Source organism: Rothia sp. 18CD1-1 (assembly GCF_055285355.1).
In genome coordinates, this window is sequence record NZ_JBUZLI010000002.1 from 1 (window position 1) to 25,121 (window position 25,121).

General features: G+C 58.9%; 20 protein-coding genes. 9 read left to right on the forward strand and 11 right to left on the reverse strand.

Features of this window, described 5'->3' with window-relative positions; genetic code table 11:
* Positions 1-47: 47 nt before the first annotated feature.
* Together ACS1BR_RS01800 and ACS1BR_RS01805 are read left to right on the forward strand one after the other, a co-directional pair.
* Complete coding sequence (locus ACS1BR_RS01800) at positions 48-683, forward strand: TipC family immunity protein (RefSeq protein ID WP_463559748.1); 636 nt, start codon at positions 48-50, stop codon at positions 681-683.
* A 145-nt stretch (positions 684-828) separates the two neighbouring features.
* Positions 829-1,470 carry a TipC family immunity protein gene (locus tag ACS1BR_RS01805; protein WP_463559750.1) on the forward strand — a complete coding sequence of 214 codons (642 nt, stop codon included), beginning with the start codon at positions 829-831 and terminating at the stop codon, positions 1,468-1,470.
* A gap of 170 nt (positions 1,471-1,640) precedes the next feature.
* On the opposite strand, the gene ACS1BR_RS01810 is transcribed toward ACS1BR_RS01805, so the two are convergent.
* The 5 genes from ACS1BR_RS01810 to ACS1BR_RS01830 all read right to left on the reverse strand — a co-directional run bounded on the left by ACS1BR_RS01810 (position 1,641) and on the right by ACS1BR_RS01830 (position 6,768).
* Complete coding sequence (locus ACS1BR_RS01810; protein WP_463559751.1) at positions 1,641-3,242, reverse strand: Na+/H+ antiporter; 1,602 nt, start codon at positions 3,240-3,242, stop codon at positions 1,641-1,643.
* A gap of 26 nt (positions 3,243-3,268) precedes the next feature.
* Positions 3,269-4,426: a cytochrome P450 gene (locus ACS1BR_RS01815; protein WP_463559752.1), complete on the reverse strand. Its 1,158-nt coding sequence runs from the start codon at positions 4,424-4,426 to the stop codon at positions 3,269-3,271.
* Positions 4,427-4,624: 198 nt separating this feature from the next.
* Positions 4,625-5,548 carry an amidohydrolase family protein gene (locus tag ACS1BR_RS01820; RefSeq protein ID WP_463559754.1) on the reverse strand — a complete coding sequence of 308 codons (924 nt, stop codon included), beginning with the start codon at positions 5,546-5,548 and terminating at the stop codon, positions 4,625-4,627.
* A 101-nt stretch (positions 5,549-5,649) separates the two neighbouring features.
* Positions 5,650-6,354 (reverse strand): type 1 glutamine amidotransferase domain-containing protein, encoded by a 705-nt coding sequence (locus ACS1BR_RS01825; protein WP_463559755.1) that lies wholly within the window; start codon positions 6,352-6,354, stop codon positions 5,650-5,652.
* A gap of 18 nt (positions 6,355-6,372) precedes the next feature.
* A complete protein-coding gene (locus tag ACS1BR_RS01830; RefSeq protein WP_463559756.1) occupies positions 6,373-6,768 on the reverse strand; it encodes a nuclear transport factor 2 family protein in 396 nt (131 codons plus the stop codon).
* A gap of 241 nt (positions 6,769-7,009) precedes the next feature.
* Between ACS1BR_RS01830 and ACS1BR_RS01835 the strand changes: the two genes are divergently transcribed.
* Together ACS1BR_RS01835 and ACS1BR_RS01840 are read left to right on the forward strand one after the other, a co-directional pair.
* Entirely contained in the window at positions 7,010-7,861 is an 852-nt protein-coding gene (locus tag ACS1BR_RS01835; protein WP_463559758.1) for a helix-turn-helix transcriptional regulator, read from the forward strand.
* Positions 7,862-7,937: 76 nt separating this feature from the next.
* Entirely contained in the window at positions 7,938-9,353 is a 1,416-nt protein-coding gene (locus tag ACS1BR_RS01840; protein WP_463559759.1) for a sodium:solute symporter family protein, read from the forward strand.
* A gap of 14 nt (positions 9,354-9,367) precedes the next feature.
* Here ACS1BR_RS01840 and ACS1BR_RS01845 read toward each other — a convergent pair whose 3' ends face one another.
* Together ACS1BR_RS01845 and ACS1BR_RS01850 are read right to left on the reverse strand one after the other, a co-directional pair.
* Complete coding sequence (locus ACS1BR_RS01845) at positions 9,368-10,726, reverse strand: sugar porter family MFS transporter (protein ID WP_463559760.1); 1,359 nt, start codon at positions 10,724-10,726, stop codon at positions 9,368-9,370.
* 35 nt (positions 10,727-10,761) lie between these two features.
* A complete protein-coding gene (locus ACS1BR_RS01850) occupies positions 10,762-11,757 on the reverse strand; it encodes an aldo/keto reductase (protein ID WP_463559761.1) in 996 nt (331 codons plus the stop codon).
* 493 nt (positions 11,758-12,250) lie between these two features.
* Between ACS1BR_RS01850 and ACS1BR_RS01855 the strand changes: the two genes are divergently transcribed.
* The gene (locus tag ACS1BR_RS01855; protein ID WP_463559762.1) at positions 12,251-13,312 is read left to right on the forward strand and encodes a zinc-dependent alcohol dehydrogenase family protein; all 1,062 of its coding nucleotides are present in this window, start codon (positions 12,251-12,253) and stop codon (positions 13,310-13,312) included.
* A 108-nt stretch (positions 13,313-13,420) separates the two neighbouring features.
* Here the strand turns inward: ACS1BR_RS01855 and ACS1BR_RS01860 are convergent, their stop codons facing one another.
* The gene (locus tag ACS1BR_RS01860) at positions 13,421-13,984 is read right to left on the reverse strand and encodes an arsenic metallochaperone ArsD family protein (RefSeq protein ID WP_463559764.1); all 564 of its coding nucleotides are present in this window, start codon (positions 13,982-13,984) and stop codon (positions 13,421-13,423) included.
* Between the two features lie 188 nt (positions 13,985-14,172).
* Here ACS1BR_RS01860 and ACS1BR_RS01865 point away from each other — a divergent pair, with 188 nt between their 5' ends.
* Positions 14,173-14,706 (forward strand): PTS sugar transporter subunit IIA, encoded by a 534-nt coding sequence (locus tag ACS1BR_RS01865; RefSeq protein WP_463559765.1) that lies wholly within the window; start codon positions 14,173-14,175, stop codon positions 14,704-14,706.
* A gap of 8 nt (positions 14,707-14,714) precedes the next feature.
* On the opposite strand, the gene ACS1BR_RS01870 is transcribed toward ACS1BR_RS01865, so the two are convergent.
* Both ACS1BR_RS01870 and ACS1BR_RS01875 read right to left on the reverse strand, forming a co-directional pair.
* Positions 14,715-15,875: an SMI1/KNR4 family protein gene (locus ACS1BR_RS01870; RefSeq protein WP_463559766.1), complete on the reverse strand. Its 1,161-nt coding sequence runs from the start codon at positions 15,873-15,875 to the stop codon at positions 14,715-14,717.
* Between the two features lie 45 nt (positions 15,876-15,920).
* On the reverse strand, positions 15,921-20,804 hold the full coding sequence (locus ACS1BR_RS01875) for an NAD-glutamate dehydrogenase (protein ID WP_463559832.1): 4,884 nt from the start codon (positions 20,802-20,804) through the stop codon (positions 15,921-15,923).
* A 328-nt stretch (positions 20,805-21,132) separates the two neighbouring features.
* Here ACS1BR_RS01875 and ACS1BR_RS01880 point away from each other — a divergent pair, with 328 nt between their 5' ends.
* A complete protein-coding gene (locus ACS1BR_RS01880) occupies positions 21,133-22,158 on the forward strand; it encodes a glycosyltransferase family 2 protein (RefSeq protein WP_463559768.1) in 1,026 nt (341 codons plus the stop codon).
* A gap of 3 nt (positions 22,159-22,161) precedes the next feature.
* Here the strand turns inward: ACS1BR_RS01880 and ACS1BR_RS01885 are convergent, their stop codons facing one another.
* Entirely contained in the window at positions 22,162-23,145 is a 984-nt protein-coding gene (locus ACS1BR_RS01885; RefSeq protein WP_463559769.1) for a sugar-binding transcriptional regulator, read from the reverse strand.
* Between the two features lie 306 nt (positions 23,146-23,451).
* Here ACS1BR_RS01885 and ACS1BR_RS01890 point away from each other — a divergent pair, with 306 nt between their 5' ends.
* Both ACS1BR_RS01890 and ACS1BR_RS01895 read left to right on the forward strand, forming a co-directional pair.
* Positions 23,452-24,450 (forward strand): phosphotriesterase family protein, encoded by a 999-nt coding sequence (locus ACS1BR_RS01890; protein ID WP_463559770.1) that lies wholly within the window; start codon positions 23,452-23,454, stop codon positions 24,448-24,450.
* A gap of 10 nt (positions 24,451-24,460) precedes the next feature.
* Positions 24,461-25,117 (forward strand): orotidine 5'-phosphate decarboxylase / HUMPS family protein, encoded by a 657-nt coding sequence (locus ACS1BR_RS01895; protein WP_463559771.1) that lies wholly within the window; start codon positions 24,461-24,463, stop codon positions 25,115-25,117.
* The last annotated feature ends 4 nt before the right edge of the window (positions 25,118-25,121 follow it).

The window sequence follows — 25,121 nt, forward strand, 5'->3', positions numbered from 1 at the left end:
GAGGAAGAAGACAACGAGCTCAGCTCCTATGCCGGAAGTGAAGACCAATGACCAAGACACGCGGTGATGTAATCACACTAATCATTGTCACGGTGATTGTTACCCTGTTCGCCGCCTGGGTCGGCGGCGGCATCAAGAAAAGTGTTCTCCCCCTACGGACAAATATTTTTGATGAAATATTCTACGATACTCAAAACTACTTTAGTTCTGGAGGGAACAGGTTACAGAAGGTTGAGGGGCTAACTTCACCTCGCTACGGCGGACTCCTCGGAGAACCCGTATACGAGGGTCCGGAGTATGACTATGATGATGATCGGCTTCCCGCCGGATACGAGTTTATTTCTATCACTTTCACATTTATTGATAGTGAGGAGAAAAATTTTATGATATTTTTTACAAAAAAAGTTAATGAAACTACTAAAATAACTTTTTATAATACCTATGATTCAAAAACAAAAATATTGATAGTAAACGTATTTATTGATAATGGAAGAAATAGTATTGATTATGTTGATCCCGCTGCTCGGGAAGTTCTAGACCAACAAAGTATCACTAATGAAAACCTCAGATCTTATAATGAGAGAGCCCTCAATGATGTGGTGCTAACCGACTGGACCACGGTCTATCATTCCCGGTTCTCCCCCGATAATTACGGTGATGTCGAGGTGTCCAAGCAGTGGTAGCCGTCGTCAGGGTAGACCGAAACCTGTCCAGAGACTCTCTGGATACACATGCAGAGTGTTACCGGGATTCCTATAACTTCCTGCGTTCCCTCGAGGAAGAAGACAACGAGCTCGGCCGCTACCACTACGCTGAAGGTGAGGACCAGTGACCAAGACACGCGGTGATGTAATCACACTAATCATTGTCACGGTGATTGTTACCCTGTTCGCTGCCTGGGTCGGCGGCGGCATCAAGAAAAGTGTTCTCCCCCTACGGACAAATATTTTTGATGAGATACTCTACAATACACAAAATTATTTTGATAGTATTCACGGTTCACGATTAACCCGGGTTCCCGGATTGACATCACCTCAATATGGCGGTTTACTTCCCGATCCGCTACTTGAACCTCATATAAATTTTACCTACAAAAGTAGAATACCTTCTACTTATGGGAATATTTCTATATCTGTTGACCCCCCAGGTTCCGAAGGAGACAGCCTATATATTTCTTTTGATAGGTATGTCGGCGATGAAAAAATACATTTTTCAAATTCCTATGACTCAAGTGACCATATTCTTGAGCAAAGAGTCTCTCTGCGAGTTAATTATCTTAATAAAGTTTATCTATATTCTGATCAGGAGGCTCAAGATTTCCTTGCCCAGCACAGTATCACCTCGGAGGACCTGGATTCCTATAATGAAGCCATCCTCAATGACCTTGTGCTAACCGACTGGACCACGGTCTATCATTCCCGGTTCTCCCCCGACGACTACGGCGATGTTGAAGTGACCAAGCAATGGTAGCAGCTTGCTGTCGCTGGGGCGGCGAAATGATCGTAGAGACCCCATCAAAACCCCGGCACGCTACCGGTAGGCCCTCCTGTTAGCCCACCGACAGGTGCTCACCGGTAGCCCCAGGGGTTGCCCGGTTCGGTCTCGAACCCGCACACCCCGCGCCCCTGCGGTAGAAGCCATTACTCCAACTCGACCGGCCCGGTAAGTCTGAGCTCTTCAAGGTCCGCTATGTCCATCAGGAACACAAGCGCCTCATCGTCGATCTTGCCCTGGTCACGATAGCGGATAATGTTCTCACGGTTGCGACGAATGATCGCCAGACGCATATTTATCTCACCCTGCCGCATATACTGGGCATTCTCCCGCACGTCATCGGGCAGACTGTCCATGAGCGAGTTTTTAAAATTGGTTAGCTCGGCGTGAAGACTATCGTAGACCTCCTGCGGCACCTCGTTTTCTCGCGCCATCTGCGGAAAATTATCAAGAATATCCCGCACCGAATCAATCAGGGCAGCGCGAATCTCCTTATCCTCAGCCTCCGGGTCAACCTGCACATGGGGGTTAGGGGCGGCCTCCGCCCACCGGGCAACAGCGGGCAAACTCAGCCCCTGCACCAGAAGCGAAAGAATCACTATCCCGCTGGTCACAAAAATTACGAGGTCCCGCTGCGGAAAAACCTCACCGCTGGACAGATAGAGAGGAACAGAATAGGCGACAGCCAGCGAAATTGCCCCCCTAAACCCGCAGAAAGCCAACAAAACACGCTGCCGCCAGGTGGTGCGGCGCAACTTCTGTGATTCCCTGCGGTCAATAAGGCGAATAAGACGAATAATGATCTCACCAAAAATCCAGCGCGCAAAGAACATCACCAGGTACAAAACCACCGTACCCATGAGGGCGTGGGTGAGAGTATCGCTGCTCAAACTCGACACAATCCTCGGTAGGTTGAGCCCCACCATCAAGAAGAGGAAAGCGTTAAGAATATAGGTAGTCACACCCCAGAAAGAGCGGGACAGAAAACGGGAACCCACCGAAATAAACTTTGGCCCAACCTGCGCCATGTAGAGGCCACACACCACCACCGCAAGCACACCCGAAGCCTCGATAGACTCCGCCAGAAAATAGACAATGAACGGGGTAATAATCCGGCAGGCATTCGCCAAAAGGGGCCCCTCAACAAACCGGCCCAGCCGCGCAACCGCCCAGCCGGTCACAAAACCTACCAGGCTACCGCCCACGAAAGAAACCACAAATTTAACGAGAGCTTCACCCAGGGTAACCTCTGCCTCACCGCTCGCATACTCCAGGGCCAGGGCAAAAATAACCAGCGCCGTACCGTCATTAATAAGGGATTCCGCCCGCAAGACCAGCATCTGGCCGCGAGAAATACCCTTACCGAAGGCGGCAACAGCGGTCGCATCGGTGGGACCGATAGCGGCACCAATCAGAAGGGCCGCACCCAGGGCAAAACCGATCCACTGGCCCACCAGCCCCACCGACACGGCAACAAAGATCACCATCAGGGTCCCGTTAAGCAGAATACCCCGCAAAAAACGCCGGATACCCCGCAAGGAAATATTCAGGGCCTCCCAGTAGAGCAGAAGAGGCAGAAAGACACTCAGCACCACCTCTGCCGGAACATCAATCTGCGGCACACCCGGAATAAGCGCCACCAGCACACCGGCAGCAATCAGCACAAGCGGTGATATCAGCTTAAATTTTTCGGCCACCCAGTTCCCGAGAATGAGAGCCAAACCCACAATAAGAATAATTTCAACCATAAACAACCACTATCTACCCAGCACGGCTACAGAATAACCGCCTTCACCGACGAATAACCGGCAACCGGGTAAAGAGAATTCTCTGTAGAAACTATCTCAATACTTTCGGTCCCCGCCAAAAGTTCCTCCACGAGTATACCCAGCTCTAACCGGGCAAGGGGCGCACCCGGGCAGGCGTGAATACCCGCACCGTACACCAGGTTTCTCCCCTGGTCACGCCCGGGACTGTACACGGTGGAATTTTCAAAAGCTGCCTCGTCGCGGTTAGCGGAGGTCCAGTTGAGAGTCACCCGGGAACCGGCCGGTATCACCCGCCCACCAACCTCCACCTCGGCGGTGGTAACCCGGCGGTTAGACACCAGCGGATCTTGCAGCCTCATGATCTCTTCAACCGCCGCCGCAATACCCTGAGGGTTCTCGCGAAGTCGTGCTACCTCATCCCCGTGACTCCCCAGAAAATTCACGATTATTCCCGCGCAGGCCGATACGGTCGAAAGCTCGCCCACGGTCCAGTTACGAATGAGGGAGACCACCTCTTCTTCCGTCATCGCTCGCGGCCCCTGAGGGAGGTCAACGACATCGTGGAGCAGCTCTGCGGTGATATCCTGGGTAGCCGGGGCATTACGGCGTTCGTCAAGGAGTCCCCGAATATAGCCGTCAAATTCGAGGGCCACCCGAGCTATCTCCCGACGGTCGCCAGTGAGGGTGGCCTGCCGGTTCTTTTCCATCCAGGCAATGAGCGGCCCCTCAAGTTCTGCACCCCAGCCCATAAAAATATTTTGTATACGCATGGCGTACAGCTGGGCGAAACCTCCCATAATATCGGTCTCTTCACCGCGCGGTAGATCAGCGATGAGAGCCCTCACCGCCACCCGAATTTTTGGTTCAACCGCCCTCATACGCTCATCGGTAAAATACTTGTCGTTGACTGCGCGGAAGGCCGTGTGAAGCGGTGCGTCCATCCCGTTGGGTACAGCAATGTGACGGGTTGAGACCTCATTAGAAAATATCTCGGGGTGGTCAAGGGCGTAGCTGACATCTTTGTTGGTGAAAAGGGAATAGCCCATGTAATCGTCGTGGGCAACAGGGCATTTTCTCCGCATAGAATCGTAGGCGGCTATCTGGTCTGCTTGAACCTCTGCTGAGCGAGGATCCCAGTCCTGGGCCGGCTGCATCTTGGTCATTTTCGCTTACCTACCTTGTGTGTGATACGGTCGCAGGCTCTATATTCTGCATTCAATATGCTACATTTCGAAAGTACCATTTTCCCGCACCTCCAACCGGGCACAGGCACCCCGCCCGGGTTGGTGTGCCCCGGGGTAAAACGCACAGAAACCAGCTGGTGAGAGACCCATACAACCTCTGGGGCGATTCGGGTAAAACTACCTGCTATTCACCAGGCCCTCCCAGTTCTCCCAGTAGATCTTACGGCGAATCTCATCGCTAAAAGCCCCCTCCTCAACAGACCGCAGAACCATCGCGGTGGGCCCCGCAGGTTTCACCCCCACCGGGGCGTCGGTGCCAAAAAGCACCCGGTCAGCACCGTAGTAGTCAACCGCCATCTCAACCGCGGCGGTATTACCAATAATGGCTGTGTCAACATAAAAGAGCTTAAACTGTTCAGCCTGCGTGCGCGGCAAGACCAGCGGTAACCGATTGGCAAAAAAGGGAACCATGGCCCCGGCGTGGTGCACAAGAATCTTCACCCGCGGAAAACTATCAAAAATCCCAGCCTGAATAATCCCCAGCATCGCCTGCGAAAGCTCATACTCCCAAGAAAACACCAAATTATTATCGTGCTTTTCGGGATCAAACACCGGGTGCAACCACAGCGGGCTACCCAGCCCGGCACTGATCTCAAACACCGCGCGGTAGTCTTCAGCAGCAATAGTTTTCCCCAGGGCAGTCGTAAAAATCTGCGCCCCCACAAGCTCGGGGTAAACACCCACCTGCTCGCGCAGGATACGCTCAACACCGTCCCCACTATTCATAGGAAGCATGGCCGCAGCACCCACAAAAAGATCGGGATTCTGCCGCACGGTGTGCACCAACTCCTCATTGGCCCGCCAGCACAGCTCAAAAGCCCGCTCGGGGCTATCGGTGAAATCCTCGGGGTTGAGATTTATCATGCTCAACACCTGCTTTATCCCCGGATACTCAGCCATATACTCCCGCCGCTTTTCCAGGCTCATGAGCGGCTCCACCTGCGTGTAGGGGGCAAGCCGAGGAATCTCCGGTTCAATCTCCAGCATTTCAGCGTAAAACCGGGGCGTAAGAATATGGGCAAAAACATCGACGATGCTCATAGATCTCCTCAAAAGATAATAGAGAAATGACCCCCTTCACCGCATCACACAGCGGTCAGAAGAAGGTCACCCCCCCCAGGTAGCGGACCCCAAAACCAGGCTCAACCACCCAGACGCTTAAGAACAGCTTTAGCCAGGGCTACCGACGACACCGGATTCTGCCCCGTGATCAGATTACGGTCCTCAACCACGTGCTCGGTAAAAGGCTCCGCCTCCCGATAGTCGGCGTGAAGATCAGAGACAAGCCGATCCTGCAAAAGCCAGGGGGCCTTATCGGCAAGACCGTTCTGCACCTCCTCGGCATTGCTCAGCCCCGTGAGGCGGTAGCCGGTAAAGGGGCTCTTCCCCTCCCCGTCTATAGTAGCGAAAAGAGCGCAGGGGCCGTGGCACACCAGGCTCACCGGCTTACCCGCACCGTGGAAATCCCGCAGAATCTTACCCGACTCGCGATCGGTGGGCAGATCCTCCATGGGCCCCCAGCCGCCGGGGTAGAAAACAGCCTCGTAGTCTTCGGCACGAACTTCGGCCAGACTGATCGGCCTGTGCAGCTCGCCGGCATCTTCGTAGCGTTGACGCTGAACGGCAGCGCCCTCCTCCCCGCCGTTGAAATCAGGGGAAAGGCTCATGGGATCGACGGTCGGCACCACACCTCCGGGAGTTGCCACCGTAATTTCATAGCCGGCATTTTTAAAAACATCGTAGGGCCCCAGGGCCTCCTCCGCCCAGAAGCCGGTGGGCTGCTCACTACCGTCATTGAGGGTCCACACCCTGGCACCGGTCACAACAAACAGAATTTTCTGAGACATACTTTTTCCTCATCTCCTCTAGCGGTCTTCAATAGCCTGCTGGGCCGTATAGCTGTCAGCAGACTGGAAAAGACGCACCAGCTTGCCGTCCTCAACGGTCCACTCGTGGATATAGCGTGCCCGGTAACTGTTGCCCGCCTTCGACACAATGCTGTAGTAGCCCACAACAAAAACCCGGTTACTGCCCTCAGCACCGTAAAAATCCTCAAAAACGGGGGTCCACTGCTCAACCTGGGGAAGAATCTCCCCAAAGAAACCCTCATTCACGGCTGCCCAGCCCCGGTACACGCCGCCGCGGGGAAAACCGGGAGTAATATTCCACTCAAGGCTGTCGGATACAACCTCAGCCACCACCTCGGGCGCCATTCCCGATTCATAGAAACGGCGCACCAGGGAAACATTATCTGTAACCATGTATAAATCCTGACTCTAGTAGGTAGGCTGCACGATCAATGAGCCGCCAACGAGCTTACCGCGGGCAAACCCCGCATACCAGAAGCTAAGGGGGTACTGGCTGGGCACCTCTCCCCTATCGTTTTTCCACCGCTCTCGGGTCTACATTTATTGTTTGGCACGCAGGGAATCTGCACCGGAAAGCACCCGGGTATCGCCCTTCCTCGCCCGTCACACGATTGGTTGTTTTCACTTTAGAACTATGGCTATCAACAACGAACTCCATCATTTTTTTACCAGCCACCGGGCAAAAATCACGCCCCACATGGCAGGGCTCAAAGTCCGCAATGAGACCCGCAGAGTAGAGGGCCTCCGCCGAGAAGAGGTCGCTGCGCTGGCCGGTATCAGCCTTGAATACTACAAACGTATTGAGCGTGGCAGGGTGGGTAACATATCGGAGGGGGTCTTTGAGGGGCTGGCACGCGCCCTACAGCTCGACGATGCTGCCCGTGACTACCTGCGCCAGCTGATCCGCGAGTATAACCTCCCCCGGGCAAAAGCTGAGCAGACTACCGCCCCGCAAACCTACGTCCGTCCCGCGATTACCCAGGCTCTGGGGGCCATGAGTTTTCCCGCCTACCTGCGCAACAACCGCTTTGATATTCTGGCGGCCAACGATCTGGCGCGGAGGCTCTACTCCCCCATCTATAGTTTTGCCGGTGAAGGTAGGCCCAATCTGGCCCGCTATATGTTTCTCAGCCCCACCGCGCCCGATTTCTATGCGGACTATGAGCGCACCACCAGCGAATTTGTCTCCGTGTTACGTTCGGAAGTTGGGCAAGCGCCCAATGATCGGGCGCTGCTTGGGCTTGTTTCCCAGCTGCAGGAGAGCAGCGAAACCTTTGTGCGCGCGTGGAATATGTACAACGTGAGCTACCACTGCTCGGGGCCCAAGACCCTGCGCCACCCGGTGGTGGGTGAACTCACCATGAACTACGAAATTTTTGACCTCCCCAACGATAGCGGACAGCGGCTCAACATCTACACCTATGCGCCGAAATCTACCGCAGAAGAAAAGATCGACCGGCTAGCCCAGCGGTCATCACCCGCGTAAACACGAGCCGTCCGCTGCCGGTAGCGCCTCTATGCGACAATAGTGAAGTCCTGACCGCTTCTACCCTCAGCAGGCCATGAACGTTCTTATTATCTGCCTCTACATCCTTGCGCTCATCAGCTTTGGGCTCATTGGCCGCCGTCGATCCACCACCAACGAGGAGTTTCGGGTGGCAGGCCGCCGGCTGGGCCCCGTGCTATACACGGGCACCCTCTGCGCCCTGGTACTGGGTGGAGCCTCCACCATCGGCGGTGTCTCCCTGGGTTACCAGCAGGGAATCTCGGGCATGTGGCTGGTGGTTTCTATCGCCCTGGGCGTGATCCTACTCAGCCTCTTTTTTGCCCCCATCATCACCCGTTTTAAGCTCTACACGGTAGCGCAGGTGCTCACAGCACGCTACGGTTCAAAGATCACCTCGAGGGTCTCATCGGTGGTCATGCTGGCCTACACCATCATGATTGCGGTCACCTCAACCACCGCCTACGCCTCTATCTTTCGGGTGCTCCTGGGAATAGATAGCCTCTGGGCAATCCTGCTGGGATCCTCGGTGGTCATTCTCTATTCCATGCTGGGCGGCATGTGGGCAATTACCCTGACCGACATGTTCCAGTTCGCCTTCATGACCGTGGGGGTTTTCTTCCTGCTGCTGCCCGCCTCTCTAGCGCAGGCCGGCGGCTGGGAGGGGCTCACCTCCCGCCTCGATAGCGACTTTTTTGACCCCTTCGCCCCGGGTCTACCCTCACTACTCACCATGTTTGTGCTCTACACCTTAGGCCAGCTCTCCGGCCAAGTTATCTGGCAGCGAGTCTTCACCGCCCGCAGCCCTGCCGTAGCCCGCTGGGGCGGAGTAACCGCCGGAATATACGTGGCGCTCTACGGTGTGGCCGGGGCAGTGATCGGCATGAGCGCCCGGGTGCTCACCCCCGACCTCAACAGGGCCGACGACGCCTTCGCCACGCTGGCCCAGAGCTTCCTCCCGGCGGGTCTGGGCGGGGTTGTGCTGGCAGCCGGTGTTGCGGCCATGATGTCCACGGCTTCGGGCACCCTCATCGCCGCGTCAACCATTATGCGCGTGGATATTGTGCCCATCATCACCGGAAAGCCCGCCCCGACCCAGGGTCGGGGCGGCGTATTAGCCGACCGTGTCTACCTGGTACTGCTCGGGGTGATCGCCACCGTGCTGGCACTGGTTATGACAGATACGGTGACAGCTATTCGCCTGGCCTATAACATTCTGATCGGCGGCCTGCTGGTGGCGATACTGGGGGGGCTCATCTGGCGTCGAGCTACGGGGACCGGGGCCGCCCTCTCTATTGCGTCTGGCACCACCGGGGTGCTCATAGGTATTGCCTTTTTTGGTGTAACCGCTAACCAGCCTATCTATATAGGCCTGGGATGCTCCCTGGTTTTCTATGTGCTGGGGTCGCTGCTGTCCAAACCCACCGACCCCGAGATTATGCGCCGCTGGCAGCACACCACCGCCGGCTCCTAGCAGAAGACCGGCGGTTAAAGTTCCCTACCGCTGGTTTCTGGCACGCAGAGCCTGGTAAAGAACAGTGCCAGCACACCCAAGCCCGCAAAAATCCAGAACGTGGGAGCTAGACCGATCCCCGCAACCACCTGCGGAAAAGAGAAGGAAACCGCAAAGTTTGCCAGCCAAGAGGCAAAAGTGGCCGTACCCATACCCGCCCCACGCGCCCGGGCCGGAAAAATCTCAGACATCAGCACCCAGGTGGCCGGGGAAACCATCGCCTGCTGAAACACCAGAAAGAGCACCGAGATCGCCAGCACCGCCCAGGCCCGCGCCGTACCGGACACCGACTGCGAGACCAGTGCCAGCGCCACCAGCGCTAGGGTGGTGCCGGTCAGACCACAGGTGAGGACCGGCCGACGCGGCAGCCTCCCTACAACCCACAACCCCAGGGCCGCGCCCACCACCGAAATAAGACCGTTAGCAATATTGGCAACCAGGGCGGAGTCGGTGCTAAAACCCGACTCACGCAGCACCTGGGTGCCGTAGTACATGAGGGCGTTTACGCCGGTAATCTGCTGGGTCACCCCAATTCCCGCACCCACCAGAAGCAGCGACAGAAGAGACGGCGAGCGCAGAAGGTCCAGCAGGGTGGCTGTTTTGTGGCCGGTCTCGGACTCCAGAGAAGCCGAGAGACGGCTGGCCCGCTGCCCCGCGTGTTCCCCCTCCAGGCGGCGCAGAGCGTCCAGGGCTTCCTGTCCCCTGCCCACGAGCAGAAGCCAGCGGGGAGACTCCGGCACCGCAAACATTCCCACAAAGAGGGCCAGGGCCGGCAGAGCAGAGAGCGCAAACATCCACCGCCACACTCCGGGGTGGTCAAGAAAAATATTTCCCAGCCAAGCATTTGTGGCGTAGGAGAGAAGCTGCCCGCTCACAATCATGAGCTGGTTGCGGGTGACGATGGCTCCTCGCCGATGCACCGGTGCTAACTCGGCAAGATAGACCGGCACCACGGCCGAGACCGCCCCCACCGCCAGGCCGACCACCACCCGAAAAAAGATGAGAACCCCCAGTGTGGGGGCAAGGGCTATGCCCGCTGATCCCAGACAAAAAAGGAGAGCCAATACCAAAAGCACCCGACGACGACCGAACCGGTCCACCAGCTGCCCGATCGTCACCGCCCCGAGCGCCGCCCCTAGGGTAAGAGCGCCGGTCACGGTGCCCTCGGCCAGGGGGGAGAGACGGAAATCGCTCTGTAGAAAGGGAAGGGCACCGTTAATAATCCCGGTGTCATAGCCAAAAAGAAAACCACCCAGGGTAATGATCCAGGTGTACAGGCCCAGCCACTGGCGGGGGCGGGTATTCCGCGTATCTGAGCGCAAAGATTCGGCCACGTAAAACTCCTTATTCCCGGGTAGACTACAGCGGACTAAAAAAGAGCGATCTTTTCCGGTGCCGGAAAAATTTCATCGAGTGTTGCAAGATCCTGCTCGCTCAAACCCACCGACGCCGCCCGAGCATTGATGCGCACCTGCTCGGGTGTGGTTGCCCCGGCGATCACCGACGACACCGGATCCTGCTGCACCAGCCAGCTCATCGCCGCCTGAATCTCCGTGATACCGCGTGCAGCGCAGTAGGACGAAAAGGCCTCTAGTCGATCCCAGTCGACGCTCCGCAGGTATTCTTGGCGCGAGTGCGAAAGCCGGGACCCCGCGGGTGCGTCTTCGTCGCGGCGGTATTTACCGGTGAGCAGGCCGTTGGCTAGGGGAAAATAGGGTAGAAGGCCGAGCCCAAATTCCCGGGCGGCCGGCAGTACCTCAAGTTCGGCTCGGCGGTCCAATAGGTTGTAATGGTTCTCGGCCGCGATAAACCGGTGGGTGCCGAGCTGGCGTGCCAAGAATTCTGCCTGCGCAATCTGATATCCCGCCTGGTTGGAGTGGCCAATGTAGCGCACCTTGCCCTGCTCGATCAGCGTGTTGAGGGCGGCCAACGTTTCTTCAATGGGGGTGAGCCCGTCCGGGGTGTGATAGATGTAGAGATCAATGTGATCGACACCCAGGCGGGTCAGTGAACCCTCAACCGCCCGCATAATATAGTTGCGGGAGCCTCTGGCTGCGCGGTCTTGACCGTTACGGCCCTGCATGTTCATACCAAACTTGGAGACGACCACGAGATGATCGCGGGTAGCCGACCCCAGCTTTTTGAGCGCGCGACCGAACAGGGTCTCCGAGGTGCCGGGCACCCCACCGTAGACGTCGGCAATATCAAAAATATTAATGCCGGCCTCAACCGCGGTAGCCACCACCGCATTGGTACCCGACTGGGTCTCGGTGGCAGTTCCCGGGCGGCCGAGATTGTTACAGCCCAGGCCCACGGTAGATACGGTGAGGCCGGATTTCCCTAGCTGGCGGTATGCAATATCCATGGTGATAGCATAACCCGGCCGGTGTGGTTCGTGTACCGTTACCCGGGTTCTCAAGCATAGACCCTCGGCGCTAATCAGACATAACACCGAGGGCTCTCCTCGGCGCGTATTAGGGGATGACGCCAAGGAGTGGGGTTGAACATCCGTCAGTTTGGGGATACGAGCAGATGCCCACCTTATTCACCTATAGGCGGTAGCCGGCCGACCGTATCAGACAGCAGCGGCCACCTGCCGGCTGTTCGCATGCAACCGACATACTATTTATACACCACCGTTTTTCGGTTATGCCAATAATTGTGCCCGCGCTTGAGAGTTCTTCACCGAAATAGTGCATGAATTTACATCGTGTACGGCCCCGCCCCGGCGGCGTGGGGCCCTACCCTGGGCAGGGCCGCGAAGAATACCCAAACGTTAGAGAGTATATTCTGGCTGTGCAGCATTAAATCGCTAGTGTGGAACTAGCACAGTGGACAGCGAGAAGATGGGAAGAATTATGCGTGCCACAGTACTCTACGGTGAGGGCGACATTCGGGTTGACGAGACCGAAAAACCAACCCTGAGCGTCGGCTCACGGTCCAACGGGAAAGATGCCCTGGTCAAAACGGTTGCGGCTTGTGTCTGCGGCTCCGACCTCTGGCCCTACCGCGGCGTCGGCGCGGGCTCCACACCGCGGCTGATGGGCCACGAGCTGGTGGGAATCGTTGAAGATACCGCAGAAAATGTTCGTGCGGTTAAACCGGGAGACTTTGTTATTGCCGCCTTCAACATCGCCTGCGGGGAGTGCGCCAACTGTGCCAATGGCTGGTACTCCAACTGTCTCAACGGCGGCCGCTGGGGCTTTGAGAATGCCGACGGCTACACCGGCGGCTGTCAGGCGGACTATGTGCGTGTACCTTTCGCCGACGGCACCCTCACCAGGGTTGATGCCCCGGTGACCGAAGAACTCATTCCGCACCTGCTGACCCTCTCCGATGTCATGGCAACCGGCTACCACGCCGCGGCCTCTGCCAACGTCAAAGAGGGCGATACCGTCGCCGTGATCGGTGACGGGGCGGTGGGACTGTGCGCCGTTATTGCGGCAAAGATGCTGGGGGCCTCCCGTATTGTTGCCATGAGTCGCCACGCAGACCGTGCCGCTCTTGCCAGCGAGTTCGGGGCCACGGACACGGTACCCGAGAGGGGCGAGGAGGCCGTGGCCAAGCTCAAAGAAATGTTTAACGGCATTGGCCCCGACGCCGTACTCGAGTGCGTGGGGACTTCCGAATCCCTTCTCCAGGCGATGAACTCTGTACGGCCCGGCGGACATGTGGGCTACGTGGGGATACCCCACGGCGCTAAAGATTTTGATTTTGCGGCGGGGTTCTGGAATAACACCCATTTTGCCGGCGGGGTTGCACCGGTCAAGCGCTACCTGCCGCAGCTTCTACCCGCTGTTCTTTCCGGCAGTATTAGGCCCGGCCTCGTCTTTGATCTTTCCCTCCCCCTTGATCGGGCAGATGATGCCTACCGCGCCATGGACACCCGGCAGGCGACCAAGGTGATGCTGCGTCCATAGAAACACTCACGCGGGCCCCGTCTCCTCGCGGGGTTTGACCCGGGTGGTACACGCTGGGATTCTGACGGGGCTTGTGTGCTTGCTACATCGCACACAGGATAAAGATCGCTAGCAGCCGCAGCCCCTGTCCGCAGCTTTCTGCCCGGGCGCAGGGTCAGTTCCCTGCCCACCGGAGCCCATGAGGTTGGTGCGGTGGCCTATATCGGGTCCACCGGTAGGTCTCGGGGTGATACCCGCCAACGTGGCAGCAAACCCGGCAGGCTCAGCCAGTGGTGCCCGCGCCGGGGCCTCGACGGTCGGACCGCAGGCAGCGGCAGCCGCCGAAACACGCTTCTGCGCCACGGCGCGGGCCCGCGAAAACCTCTCCAGCTGCTCCCTATCCGGGTAGCCAAAAGAAACCTTGACCACACCATCAACCAGCAGAATCGGCAACACCTCGCTACCGGAAATCTCTATCTGATCCGCCACCGGGGCGCATTCGGTGAAAGCCGCGGGGTAGATATCTGTCGAGTAGACAGCTATATCCAGCCCGGAGTCCAGAAGCTGCTGAGCCATCTCAAGAAAATCGGCGCGTTCGGCGTCCTGCGGGTCTTGAGGGTTTTCTCCCGGACCAGGAATAAAAACCTCAAGCTCGGCGGTGTTATCGGTTTCAGCGCTAGCGGCGGTAGTCACCAGAACTCCTTACACATCAGCTATACGGGACTATCAAGATTACTCCCCCCACCGAGGGTCTGCCCAGTCCCAGGGCAGACCGGGGATACCAGAAAAATTTTCGGACGCGAAAGAATAAAGAAAATTCGCTGCGTCTTAGCTAAAACGGGTAGGCTTGATGATCAAGAGATCGTGTAGGAGGAATTCACGTGTTTGGTTTTGGCAAGAAGAAAAAACAGGAGCAGGAAGCCGCTGCTGAGCCGCAGACTCAGGCCACCGTATCCGAGGACGAGCTGGTAGCCCCGGCAAACGGCCGCTACAAGCCCCTCTCCGAGGTCTCCGACCCGGTTTTTGCGCAGGGAATGATGGGGGAAGGCTATGCCCTTGAACCCGACGACAGCACCGTCGTCGCCCCCGTAACCGGCGAGGTTGCACTGCTCCAAGACACCCTGCACGCCTTCATGATTCGCACCCCGAACCAGGCCGAGGTGCTGGTGCACGTGGGGATCGACACCGTAGAACTTGAAGGCCGCGGATTCAGCAGCCTGGTAGAAGTTGGCCAGCAGGTGCAGGCCGGAGACCCCGTGCTCACCGTCGACTGGCAGGCCATCAAAGATGATATTCCCTCCACAGACATCATGGTGATGGTCACCAACCAGAAGCTTTTCGGTGTCTCCCACGATGACGACACCCCCCGCCCCGTCTCCGCGGGCAGCCGGGTTGCCAGCACCCGCAAAAAATAGTTCAGGGGCTACTGGCCGCCCGAGAAGAGCCGCCTGAGGGCCGCCTTAAAACCTGTGCCGGGCCCCGACCTCGATGCGGCAGAGGTAGAGGTATCAGTCTCCTCTACCGTATCGTTGTGCCCGGTGCCGGGACCAAAGGCCACCGCCGCTAGGTCATCTGCCAGATTGCGCTCTGTTTCGTTGAGCCGATCCACGTTGTGGGTTTCCAGGTGGCCGCTGAGATCGCGAATTTCTTCTTCGGTATCAGCCGGCTCCTCTCCCTGAGCGGGGGGCTCGCCGGCGGTGTAGGATTCGTCGGTGTTCGCCATCGCTGATTCGAGAAAAACCCCGGCGGTATCCTGGCTGGGTTCAAGTAGCGATATCATGGTCTGCCACTCAACCATGACAGTGTCAGCGCTCAGCCAGCGCCCGGTAACAAACTGGGCCAGGGACAGCGCCACCGGGTAGGGCACCTGCACCCGATTTTTTGGCCGGGCTATCACCTGCCCCTCTTTCCCGGCCGGCCCCGGCGCGAGATCCACGGCGTAGCGTGTTTGGCTATCGTGGGCTATCTCAACCCAGAGGTCATGGGCAAGCACCGGCTGCACCGCCCCGCCTTCACCCACCTCCGGAAGACCAGATTCCGCCTCCGCGCCAGCCTGCACCCCCTCATTGAAGTCAGAACCGATGGGTGAAGCGTAGATAGCCCCCGCCGGGCCCTCAGCCACCTTGCCTTCGCGCACCAGGGAACGATAGTAGGAGATCTCCGGTAGGGTTTTGCCGCGCCTCCGCGCATCGTCCCTAATTTCTGCATTGGTGTAGCCGCTACCGTGACCAAACGTGAGGAGAGCAGACCGGAGCACCAGGCCGTCATTATTGATACGCGAGGAGTACCCCGACCGGTGCCCCGTGCTGTCCAGCTGCGTGCCCGCCACCGTGTGCAGACGAAGCTCGCACTCGGCGGGTAGCATACCGCCCTCGATCAACTGATCAATTTCACTGCTGAGACTGCTCATCAGCCCGGCGGGTGAAAGCGCATCACCACGGTCATTACCGAGCCTCAGATTGGTGAGCTGGCCCCCCGTAATACGGGCCAGCACCGACAGCGGCCGGCCGGTGGTCGCCGAATAATCTTCAAGAAGGCCGGTGAGAGAAGGCAGATGTGGTGGCAGTGCGCTCTCAGAAGTCATAGGGCCATTTTCTCACAATTAAAGAAGACTTTTCGTGCCATTCCCCTAGGAGACAGCCCCGCGCAGGGCACGCAGGGCAACCGATAGTACCGCCAGGCGGGGACGGCCGTCGTCACCCGGGGCAGCGCCGGCAATATCCGCAAGAGCACTATCAACACGGCTCATTCTCACCGGGTGTTCCCCCACCCAGGTGCTCAGGTAGCCGTCTGCCTCCTCCACCGAAGCGGGCACAGAGCTCACCTTCATATCGCGCACCACGGCAAGGGCTAGAGCGGCGGCAATCTCGTAGAGGTCATCGCGCAGGGCCGAACGCGCCAGGGTCTCCCAGCGGTCGTTGCGCGGTAGCCGCGAGATCAGAGTGAGTAGGCCGTCTACCCCAAAACGGTCGTAGACCGAGAAGTAGATGTGCGCCAGCTTTTCAACATCAAGGTTGTGCGCCTGCCCGGTACGTACCACGTCCATGAGCGCAAAACCCTCAAAGCTGCGGATCCAGATCACCAAAAGCTCTTCGGGCAGGCCCCAGCCCTCAGCCCGGTTACGCAGAGCACGCACCCGGGCGCGGGATTCTCGGGAGAGGTAGACCGGCAGGTGCCGCCGCAGCCCGGTAATATCGGAGTATCTGCCGATGATTTCGGCTATGGGGGTTCCCACCACCACCTGCCGTTCGGCAATAAACCAGCGCACCAGACGGTCAAGCACCCGCTGCCAGTCACGAATCACCGCCTGCCAGCCCTCCACCGGAATAGCAGCCGGAAGCTGCCGGTGCAGCCGGGCCTCCTCCCCCACGTCAAAGAGCTCGCGGGCAACCATAAAGGCGCGGGCAATAGCGTCAACCTCCGCCCCGGTTTCTTCTTGGGCCCGGAAGACGTGGGTGATACCCGCGGTATCAACAATCATGTTGGCCACCCTGGTGCAAATAATCTCCCTGCGCAACGGGTGGGACTCCAGGTGATCACCAAAGCGCTCCACCAGAGCCGGCGGAAAATAGTCGCGTAACACGCCCACCAGGTAGGGGTCATCGGCAAAAGAGGTCTTCTCCAGCTCTGCGGTCACATGAATTTTCACGTAGGCGGCAAGCACCGAAAGTTCTGGCGAGGTCAGGGCGATTCCGGTATCGCGGTAGCGATCGCGAATCTCCCCGTCGCCGGGAATGAACTCAACGGCCCGCACCAGGCCGGCCCTCTCCTCCAGGTTGTGGATCAGGCGAATATAGGCCTCAACCCCGGGGATCACCCCGTGGCGTTCAGCCTGTAGGAGCACATTCTGCTCCGCATTGGTTTCCAGCACCTGCCGGCCTACATCTTCGCGGTGGGACTCGATAAAGTCGGCGCGTTCCTCCGCTGTCAGCAGGCCGCGGGCAACCAGTCGATCCACCAAAATCTTAATATTGACCTCGCGGTCGGAGGTCTCGACACCCGCCGAGTTATCAATCGCGTCGGTGTTGAGGATGACGCCGGCCTCAGCCGCCTCGATACGGCCCAGCTGGGTCATACCCAGGTTACCGCCCTCGGCGATCATGGTGGCGCGCACGTCGCGGCCGTCGATCCGCAGAGAGTCATTGGCCTTATCCCCCACCTGCTCGTGGGTTTCACTCGAAGCTTTGATGTAGGTGCCGATACCTCCGTTGTAGATGAGGTCGACCGGCGCCTTCAGGATCGCAGACACCAGCTGGTTGGGTGCAAGAGAGGTCACCGTGTCATCGAGCCCCAGCACCTGCCGCACCTGCGGGCTGATCTCAATGGACTTGGCCCCGCGAGAGTAAACACCGCCGCCGGCCGAGATCAGGTCGCGGTTGTAGTCCTGCCACGACGAGCGCGGTAGCCGGTAAAGCCGCACCCTCTCCTCAAAGGAGGCGGCAGCGTTCGGGTTGGGGTCCAAGAAAATATCGCGGTGGTCAAAGGCGGCAACCAGTCGGGTAGCCGGCGAGCGCATCAGCCCGTTACCGAACACGTCTCCGCTCATGTCACCGATGCCCACGGCGGTGAACTCGCTGGTGAGGTAGTCTCGGCCGAGTTCGGCAAAGTGGCGTTTGACGGATTCCCAGGCCCCGCGGGCGGTAATCCCCATTGCCTTGTGGTCGTAGCCAACCGAGCCCCCCGAGGCGAAAGCGTCGCCGAGCCAGAAATCGTATTCGGCACTGATGGCGTTGGCGGTGTCGGAGAATGCTGCGGTGCCCTTGTCAGCGGCGACCACCAGGTAGTAGTCGTCGGCATCGCGGGCAATAACGCCCCGCGGGCGAATAACCGTTTCGCTACCGTCTGCGGCAACCGAGAGATTGTCTGTGACCGAGAGGAGGCAGCGGATAAAAATTTTGTAGGATTCTCTGCCCTCGGCGATCCAGGCGTCGCGGTCCGGGGCGGGGTCGGGGAGCTGTTTGGGGTAGAAGCCGCCTTTTGCCCCGGTGGGGATAATGACCGCGTTTTTGACCATTTGCGCTTTCACCAGGCCCAGCACCTCGGTGCGGAAGTCTTCTCGGCGGTCAGACCAGCGCAGGCCCCCGCGGGCTACGGCCCCAAATCGCAGGTGTACACCCTCGACGCGCGGCGAGTAGACAAAGATTTCAAATTTTGGCCGGGGCAGGGGAGCAAAGTCAATCTGCTCCGGTGCCAGCTTGAGGGCCAGGCCGTAGTCGGGCAGGTAGGCGTTGGTGCGCAGGGTTGCCTTCATGACGGTGATCATGGAACGGATAAAACGGTCGGCGTCCAGGGTGGGGATATCGCCCAGGGCCGCGTCGAGGAGGTCCGCTATCTTCGCGCGGGCCTCCTCGCGCTCGGCCTCGTCGGCAAACTCTGCCCGGGGGTCGAAGCTGACCCGGAAAAAATCCACCAGCAAACCGGTAATGCGGGGGAAGGCCAACAGGGTGTCGGCCATAAAGTCTCCGGTGCTACCGCGGCCCAGCTGCCCCAGGTAGTGCGTGTAGGCGCGCAGTACCGCCACGTCCTTCCAGCTGAGCTTGTTAGCGATAATGAGCCGGTCTAGCGAGTCCGATTCACGCCGACCCTGCAGGTAGGCGCCCAGGGCCTGCTCGTAGAGTTCGGCCACCTCAGCGGGTTCTACCCCGTCGGGAAAAACAACCCCAAAATCGTAGAGGAGGAAGGACCTGCCGTCTGCCGGTGTGATCTCGTAGGGGCGCTGGTCTATCACGGTGAGCCCCATATCCTGCATGACCGGTAGCAGCTCGGTGAGCGTGTGCGCCTTGGCCAGGTAGGTTTTGACCCGCACCACGCCGTTCACCGGCCGGATACGCACGGCCACCGGTGTAGCGCCCGGGGCAGCGAGAGACTCAAAGATGGCGATGTCCTCAACGGCATCATCAACCGAGTAGTCGGCCCGGTAGGTAACGGGAGCGGCCTCGGCCCAGGCGGTGGAGGCAGCCCGGCCGGCCGCACCGGGGGTGGCATTCTCCAGCGCTGTGGCGGTCGCCTCCCCCCAGGAGCGCACCGCGGACTGCAACCGCTTTTCGAGGGCCGCGGTGTCTACGGCGGGAATTTCGTTGGGGTTTTCCAGGCGCAGGCGGAAAAAGAGCCGGGCCAGTGAAGAGGTGGACAAGCGCACCTCAAAGTCCAGGTCCTTGAGGTCGAACTCGCTGTAGAAAACCTCCTCAATACGGCGACGCACCCCGGTGTTATAGCGGTCACGGGGGAGGAAGACGACCGCAGACACAAACCTCCCAAAGTCGTCGGGCCGCAGGAAGAGGCGGGTGGTTCGGCGCTCCTCCAGACCCATAATCCCCCGAAATATTCCGGTGAGGGTATCAACATCGGTGTGGAGCAGCTCCGAGCGCGGGTAATCCTCGATGATCCCCGTCAGCGTCTTATCGGAGTGGCTACCCGGCTGAAACCCCAGGCGCCGGCGCACAATCGCCACGCGCTCGCGAACCAGCGGTGTCTCGCTGGCCGGTAGCGAGTAGGCTTGCAGGGAAAAAAGACCCAAAATCACGTATTCGCCGAGCACCTTACCCGACGGGTCGAAATGCCGAACCCCGATATAGTCAAGGTATTCGTGCCGGTGGATCGTTGACCGCGAGTTTGCCTTGGTAATGTATATCGGCTTGGGGTCGCGGGCATTCTCCGCAAAAAAACCGGTGAGCTTGAGGGTCTTGGTGTCTTCACCGGCAAGGATCCCCAGGCCGCTTCCGGTGCGGTCAACCAGGCTGAGGTCACCACCGCTCGCGGCGAGAGCGCGCTCTTTGAATCCCATAAAAAGAAAGTTGCCGCGGGCCAGCCAGCGCAGAAACTCCTGCACGCTGGCCACCCGGCTCGCGGGGTCCGTCTCGGAGTTGATGGTCCCCGTGTAATGTTCGGAGCCGCCCAGGGTGATATCTTGCAGGGCATCCATGTTTTCGGCAATATCCAGGGCCCGCGCTGTCATCGCTTCGGTGTCGTGGGCGGCGCGGCGCACGTCGTCGAGAATGTCGCGAATATCCGAGACGAGCCGGCTGCTCTCCTGCTGGTTCAGGCGGGTGGAGAGCTGTACCGAAATCCACGATTCTATAGCCGCGTTCTTGCCCTGCGCTACCCTGAGCGCCGGGAGAGTGGCGGTGGCTGTATCTCCCGACGCCACCGGCTGGTCGAGGCCGGTACTTTGAATATCGGTCAGCACCCCGTCAGAGTCACGCTCAACGATAAAGGTGGGGTGGTTCAGCGAGGATATACCGCCGTACTGCGAGGCGATCTCGGCGGTCAGTGAGCTCACCAGGAAGCTCATGTCGTTGGTCACCACCAGCAGGGTGCTCTGCGAGTCATCGCCTATCATGTCAACCAGCACCTGCCCGGTCTGCCTGGTTTTGGCAAGCTCCCGGTGCCTGCGGGCGAGATTCTCTAGATCGCCCTTACTGTACCCCGAGAGTTCATCGGCAGAGGTGTGCTGAAAATACCGGTTGATCCAGGCGTCCTCGCCCGCCCAAAGCTCTTTGTTCTTTTCTGAGATTCCGTTTGTGTCAATGCCGTGCTTCACAGACAAAGCCGCCTCCGAATAATGTCTGAAGCTACCTCGTTGTAGCTTGCCTACGAGCCGAAAAAATTTCCGCTTGTTTATAAGGATATATGGTGAACAGAGATACTTTCAGCACCTGGGTCATCTGAACATTAACTATTTCTGCGCCTTGCCCAAAGCGTTCATCTGAAAAGATGACAGCCGGTCATAGATCAAGGAGCAGACCCGTATCCGGTCTGCGGCGCGGACAGACCGGGGGTCCCCTCATTTCCGGATAATCTGCCTAAAATGGTGCAGTTCGCTCACCGTTTGAGGAGTTTTTGTGTCCGTCCTATCCCACCCGCAGCCGGCTGAACCAGCCCCGCGCACCTCGATTATTATGCCGGTGTATAAAACCGCAGAAAGGGTGGTTGACTCTATCCGGTCGGTGCTCGAGCAGACCGATCCCGATTTTGAACTACTCGTGATGATCGACGCCTCACCCGATGACGCGGCGGCGCGTATCAGCGGTTTTTTGGAGCAGAATCCCGATTCCAGGGTGCGGGTTTTTAACAATGAGGTCAACCGGGGTGTTGCCGCGGTGCGCAACCAGGGACTGGACCGGGCGCGCGGTCACTGGGTTTCTTTTCTCGACTCCGACGATAGGTACCTGCCCACCTTTTTAGAGACCCTGCACACCTGTGCCCGTGAAAGCGGTGCCGATGTGGCGGTGGGGGCCCATTTTCTTGTTGATCAGAGCGGTGAATCCACCCTGCGGGTGCGTGCCCGCCCGGGGCTCTACACCGGTGAGCAGGCTGCGCTTTCCCTGCTGGAAGACTCGTTCACCCCCTATGTCTGGGATAAGCTTTTTGCCGCACACCTGTTTGAGGGGGTGCGGTTTCCTCAGGATATTCACCGGGCCGAAGACGCGGTGGTGGTGCTGGCAACCGTGGTGAAAGCCGGTTTTGTGGCGGTCTGTGACACCCCGGTTCACCGCTATACCGTGGAAGCGAGCGGCCTCACCTGGGGCAGAGTTACCCCCGTTACCGAAAGCATACGCCTCATGGAATATATGGGGGACGCGGCAGCACCCCTGCCGCAAAACCCGAGACTGAAAAGGGCGTGGGCGGTGAGCTGGTTAGCGACCTTCCTCAACAATGCCCAACAGGCCCTGATTCTTGACGGACGGTCCAGCCCCCTGATCGGTCAGTGCCGCGACCGCATCATGTGGGGACACATCGCCCGCGCTGCGGGGGCCCGGCCCCTGTTTTCAGCAGCCGGGGCCCTGCTCAAAATTTCGCCCCGCCTCTACGAAAAGCTCTACGGCTCCTATGTGCGCCGCACCTACGGCGTAGAGTCCCGGGACTAGAGGCTAGTCTGCTTCCAGCAGGGCAAGCGCGGTGTTGCGATCGGTCACCAGGGTGGTCACAAAGCCACCGCGGATAGCTCCCCGGATAGCGTCAAGTTTCTGCTCCCCCCAGGCGACACCCACCACCCTCGGGATCCGTTTGATCTGCTGCAGCCCCACACCGATGGTGCGGTGGCACAGCGACGTCTCAATATGCTGCCCCTCAATATTGAAATGGTGTCCGCAGATATGGCCCACAGCTTTTTCGCGGATGAGGGTCGCGCACACGTGGCTATCGGTAAAGCCCTCAAGAATGTGCCCTGACCGCCCTCGATCAACCGTGCCAATCCCCACCAGCGCCAGGTCCGCCCGCTGGGCAAGGTCAAGAATCGATGAGACCTGCGAGCTCTCTGAAAGGGATCGGGCCACATCGGCAGAAGCAACAACCAGCGGGGCCGGCAGGGCATAGTGGCGGCCACCGAGCTGACGGGCGAGCCTCCGGCAGGTTTCTGAAGAATCCGCCAGAACCTCCGAGCTGCTGACCGAACCAATCATCTGAACCACCCGGGAGTGAACCCAGTGGGTGTGCGGCATGGCCTCGATGGTCGCCTTCACGGCGTAGCCGTTCGACACCGCAATGGCCACGTCTTCGGGAGAAGTCTCAACAATGTAGTCTGCCGCGCAGCGGCTCACCTCGTCAGCCCGAGTTCCACGATCCGCCACCTGTGCGATCCGCGCATCGTGGAGGCCAAATTTTTCGATGAGTTCTTTTTCCATGCTCATGGCCCGCTCCAGCGGGTGGTCGATACGGATACGAACCACCCCCTTGTCTCTAGCCTCGGTGAGCAGGCGCGATACAGTCGGGCGCGAGTAGCCAACCTTTGCCGCGATGTGAGACTGCGTGGCACCGTCTTCGTAGTACATGCGGGCCACCCGGAGAAGTAGGCGCACGTGTTCGCGCTCGTCGGACGTCTGCGAACGGTGCAGGCGGGGAGGCTGTTGACTCATTTCGGGTACATTCTCCTGTGAACATCTGTGCGTAAATGAAAGGCAGATCACTTGGGGGCTCATGCTGTCCGTAAGACACAGGACCTAACGTCTCCAGGATACACCCGCCCCTGCGGGACGGGGCCCAAGGTCAAATATTCCCCCAACCATCCTCACACACCCCGCACCGATGAACATATGTGCACACCCAACCTTGGGGCCGAACCCACAAAATTCTAGTCTAGAAGTATCGAAAATCATACAGATCAGATTTTCACCCCGTAGTACACGATGGCGTACACCCTACGCCCCCATCAAGGAGTTCCCATGTCAGAACAGTACACCGGCAAGGCACGAACCATCCGCGGCGACGTCGACGCCAACACCCTCGGTGTCGTCAACGCACACGACCACCTGATTCGAGTCGGTGCCGGCGAGGTCTACATCGACCGAGACCACCAGCTTGCCGACGTCGATAAAGCGATCGAAGAGGGCACCTACTTTGCAGAAGCCTCCAAAAAATGGAGCACCCACGGCGGCACGGTGGTCGACATGTGCCCCATCAACTGCGGCCGCGACCTCGACCGCCTGGCTAAGGTAGAAGAAGCGGTGAGCGGACTCCAGGTCATTGCGGCAACCGGCTTCCACCGCGAACACGTATACCTGGAAACCGAATCCCACTGGGTCAACCGCTACAGTGTCGACAAGATTGCCGAACTGGTGATCGCCGATATTGAAGAGGGCATCGACCGCCACGACTACTCGGGCCCCATCGTTGAGCGCACCGAATACAGGGCCGGTGTCATCAAGGTCGCCACCGCCTACGGCAAAATCACCCCCTTCGAACGCAAGTGCATCGAAGCCGCGGCTATCGCCTCCATCGAAACCGGGGCACCCATCAACACCCACACCACCTACGGCACCTGCGGGCTCGAACAGGCCCAGCTCATGAAAGAGCTCGGTGTCCCCGCCGACCAAATCGCTATCGGCCACATTCAGCGCAACGCCGATGTCTACTATCTACAGCAAATCCTCGACGAGGGCGTCTACCTGGAAATCGACGGCACCTACCGTATCAAGTACCAGCCCGAGGCAAACCGCATCATGGAGCTGCGCGAACTGGGCGAAAAGGGCTACGGCAAACGTATTCTGCTGGGCACCGACTCCGGCAAAGCCTCCTACCAGAAGGCATACGGGGCAGTAACCGGGGTCGACTACAACCCGGCCGTCGATGGCCCGCGCATGATCGCCGAGGGCTTTGACCCCGCATACGTTGATGACCTTCTCATCAACAACGGCAACCTCTTCTTCCAGCTGCGCAAGTAGGGGGTAGGCCATGACCCGTTTACAGATTGCCCTTGACACAGCAGATCAGCCCACCGCGCTTGGCCCCCTCAACGCGGCGATCGACTCGGTGGACATCATCGAGTGCGGAACCATCCTTATTCTGCACGAGGGTCTCGGTGCCGTGCGCAATATCCGAGCTCTCTACCCGCACAAAACCATTCTTGCCGACGTGCGCATTGTGGAGGCCGGAAACATTATTGCCGGGGCCTGTTTTGAGGCCGGGGCCGACTACGTATCGGTGGTCGCCGGGGCCTCCCTGACCACCGTTGAGCAGGTGGTCAAGGTTGCCCAAGAATACGGCGGTGAGGTACAGGTTGAGCTTGCCGACGAGCACTACTCGCTTGAGCGGGCGCGGGCCTGGAGGGACGCCGGTGTGGTTCACGCAATTGTCAAAAGGTCCCGGGACCTTGAGGCCGCCGGCACACTTGAGTGGAGTCAGAAGGATTTTGAGCGGATTCGCCAGCTCAAAGAACTCGGGTTCACGGTCACGGTCACCGGTGGTATCAGAGCGGACGAGCTCGACGTGTTTGCCGGCCAGCCAGTCGACATCGTGATTTCCGGCCGGGAGATCGTTCGGGCAGACGATCCCGCCGCCGCTGCCGCCGCGCTCCGCACAAAAATCAACGAGGTTTTCCCCCGAGCATAGGAGA

Coding starts and splice junctions, on each gene's coding strand:
- ACS1BR_RS01825 (WP_463559755.1), bottom strand. CDS start 6,354: ATGTCTCAGAAAATTCTGTTTGTTGTGACCGGTGCCAGGGTGTGGACC.
- ACS1BR_RS01895 (WP_463559771.1), top strand. CDS start 24,461: ATGACCCGTTTACAGATTGCCCTTGACACAGCAGATCAGCCCACCGCG.
- ACS1BR_RS01830 (WP_463559756.1), bottom strand. CDS start 6,768: ATGGTTACAGATAATGTTTCCCTGGTGCGCCGTTTCTATGAATCGGGA.
- ACS1BR_RS01810 (WP_463559751.1), bottom strand. CDS start 3,242: ATGGTTGAAATTATTCTTATTGTGGGTTTGGCTCTCATTCTCGGGAAC.
- ACS1BR_RS01815 (WP_463559752.1), bottom strand. CDS start 4,426: ATGACCAAGATGCAGCCGGCCCAGGACTGGGATCCTCGCTCAGCAGAG.
- ACS1BR_RS01870 (WP_463559766.1), bottom strand. CDS start 15,875: ATGACTTCTGAGAGCGCACTGCCACCACATCTGCCTTCTCTCACCGGC.
- ACS1BR_RS01800 (WP_463559748.1), top strand. CDS start 48: ATGACCAAGACACGCGGTGATGTAATCACACTAATCATTGTCACGGTG.
- ACS1BR_RS01850 (WP_463559761.1), bottom strand. CDS start 11,757: ATGGATATTGCATACCGCCAGCTAGGGAAATCCGGCCTCACCGTATCT.
- ACS1BR_RS01855 (WP_463559762.1), top strand. CDS start 12,251: ATGCGTGCCACAGTACTCTACGGTGAGGGCGACATTCGGGTTGACGAG.
- ACS1BR_RS01890 (WP_463559770.1), top strand. CDS start 23,452: ATGTCAGAACAGTACACCGGCAAGGCACGAACCATCCGCGGCGACGTC.
- ACS1BR_RS01820 (WP_463559754.1), bottom strand. CDS start 5,548: ATGAGCATCGTCGATGTTTTTGCCCATATTCTTACGCCCCGGTTTTAC.
- ACS1BR_RS01835 (WP_463559758.1), top strand. CDS start 7,010: ATGGCTATCAACAACGAACTCCATCATTTTTTTACCAGCCACCGGGCA.
- ACS1BR_RS01885 (WP_463559769.1), bottom strand. CDS start 23,145: ATGAGTCAACAGCCTCCCCGCCTGCACCGTTCGCAGACGTCCGACGAG.
- ACS1BR_RS01840 (WP_463559759.1), top strand. CDS start 7,938: ATGAACGTTCTTATTATCTGCCTCTACATCCTTGCGCTCATCAGCTTT.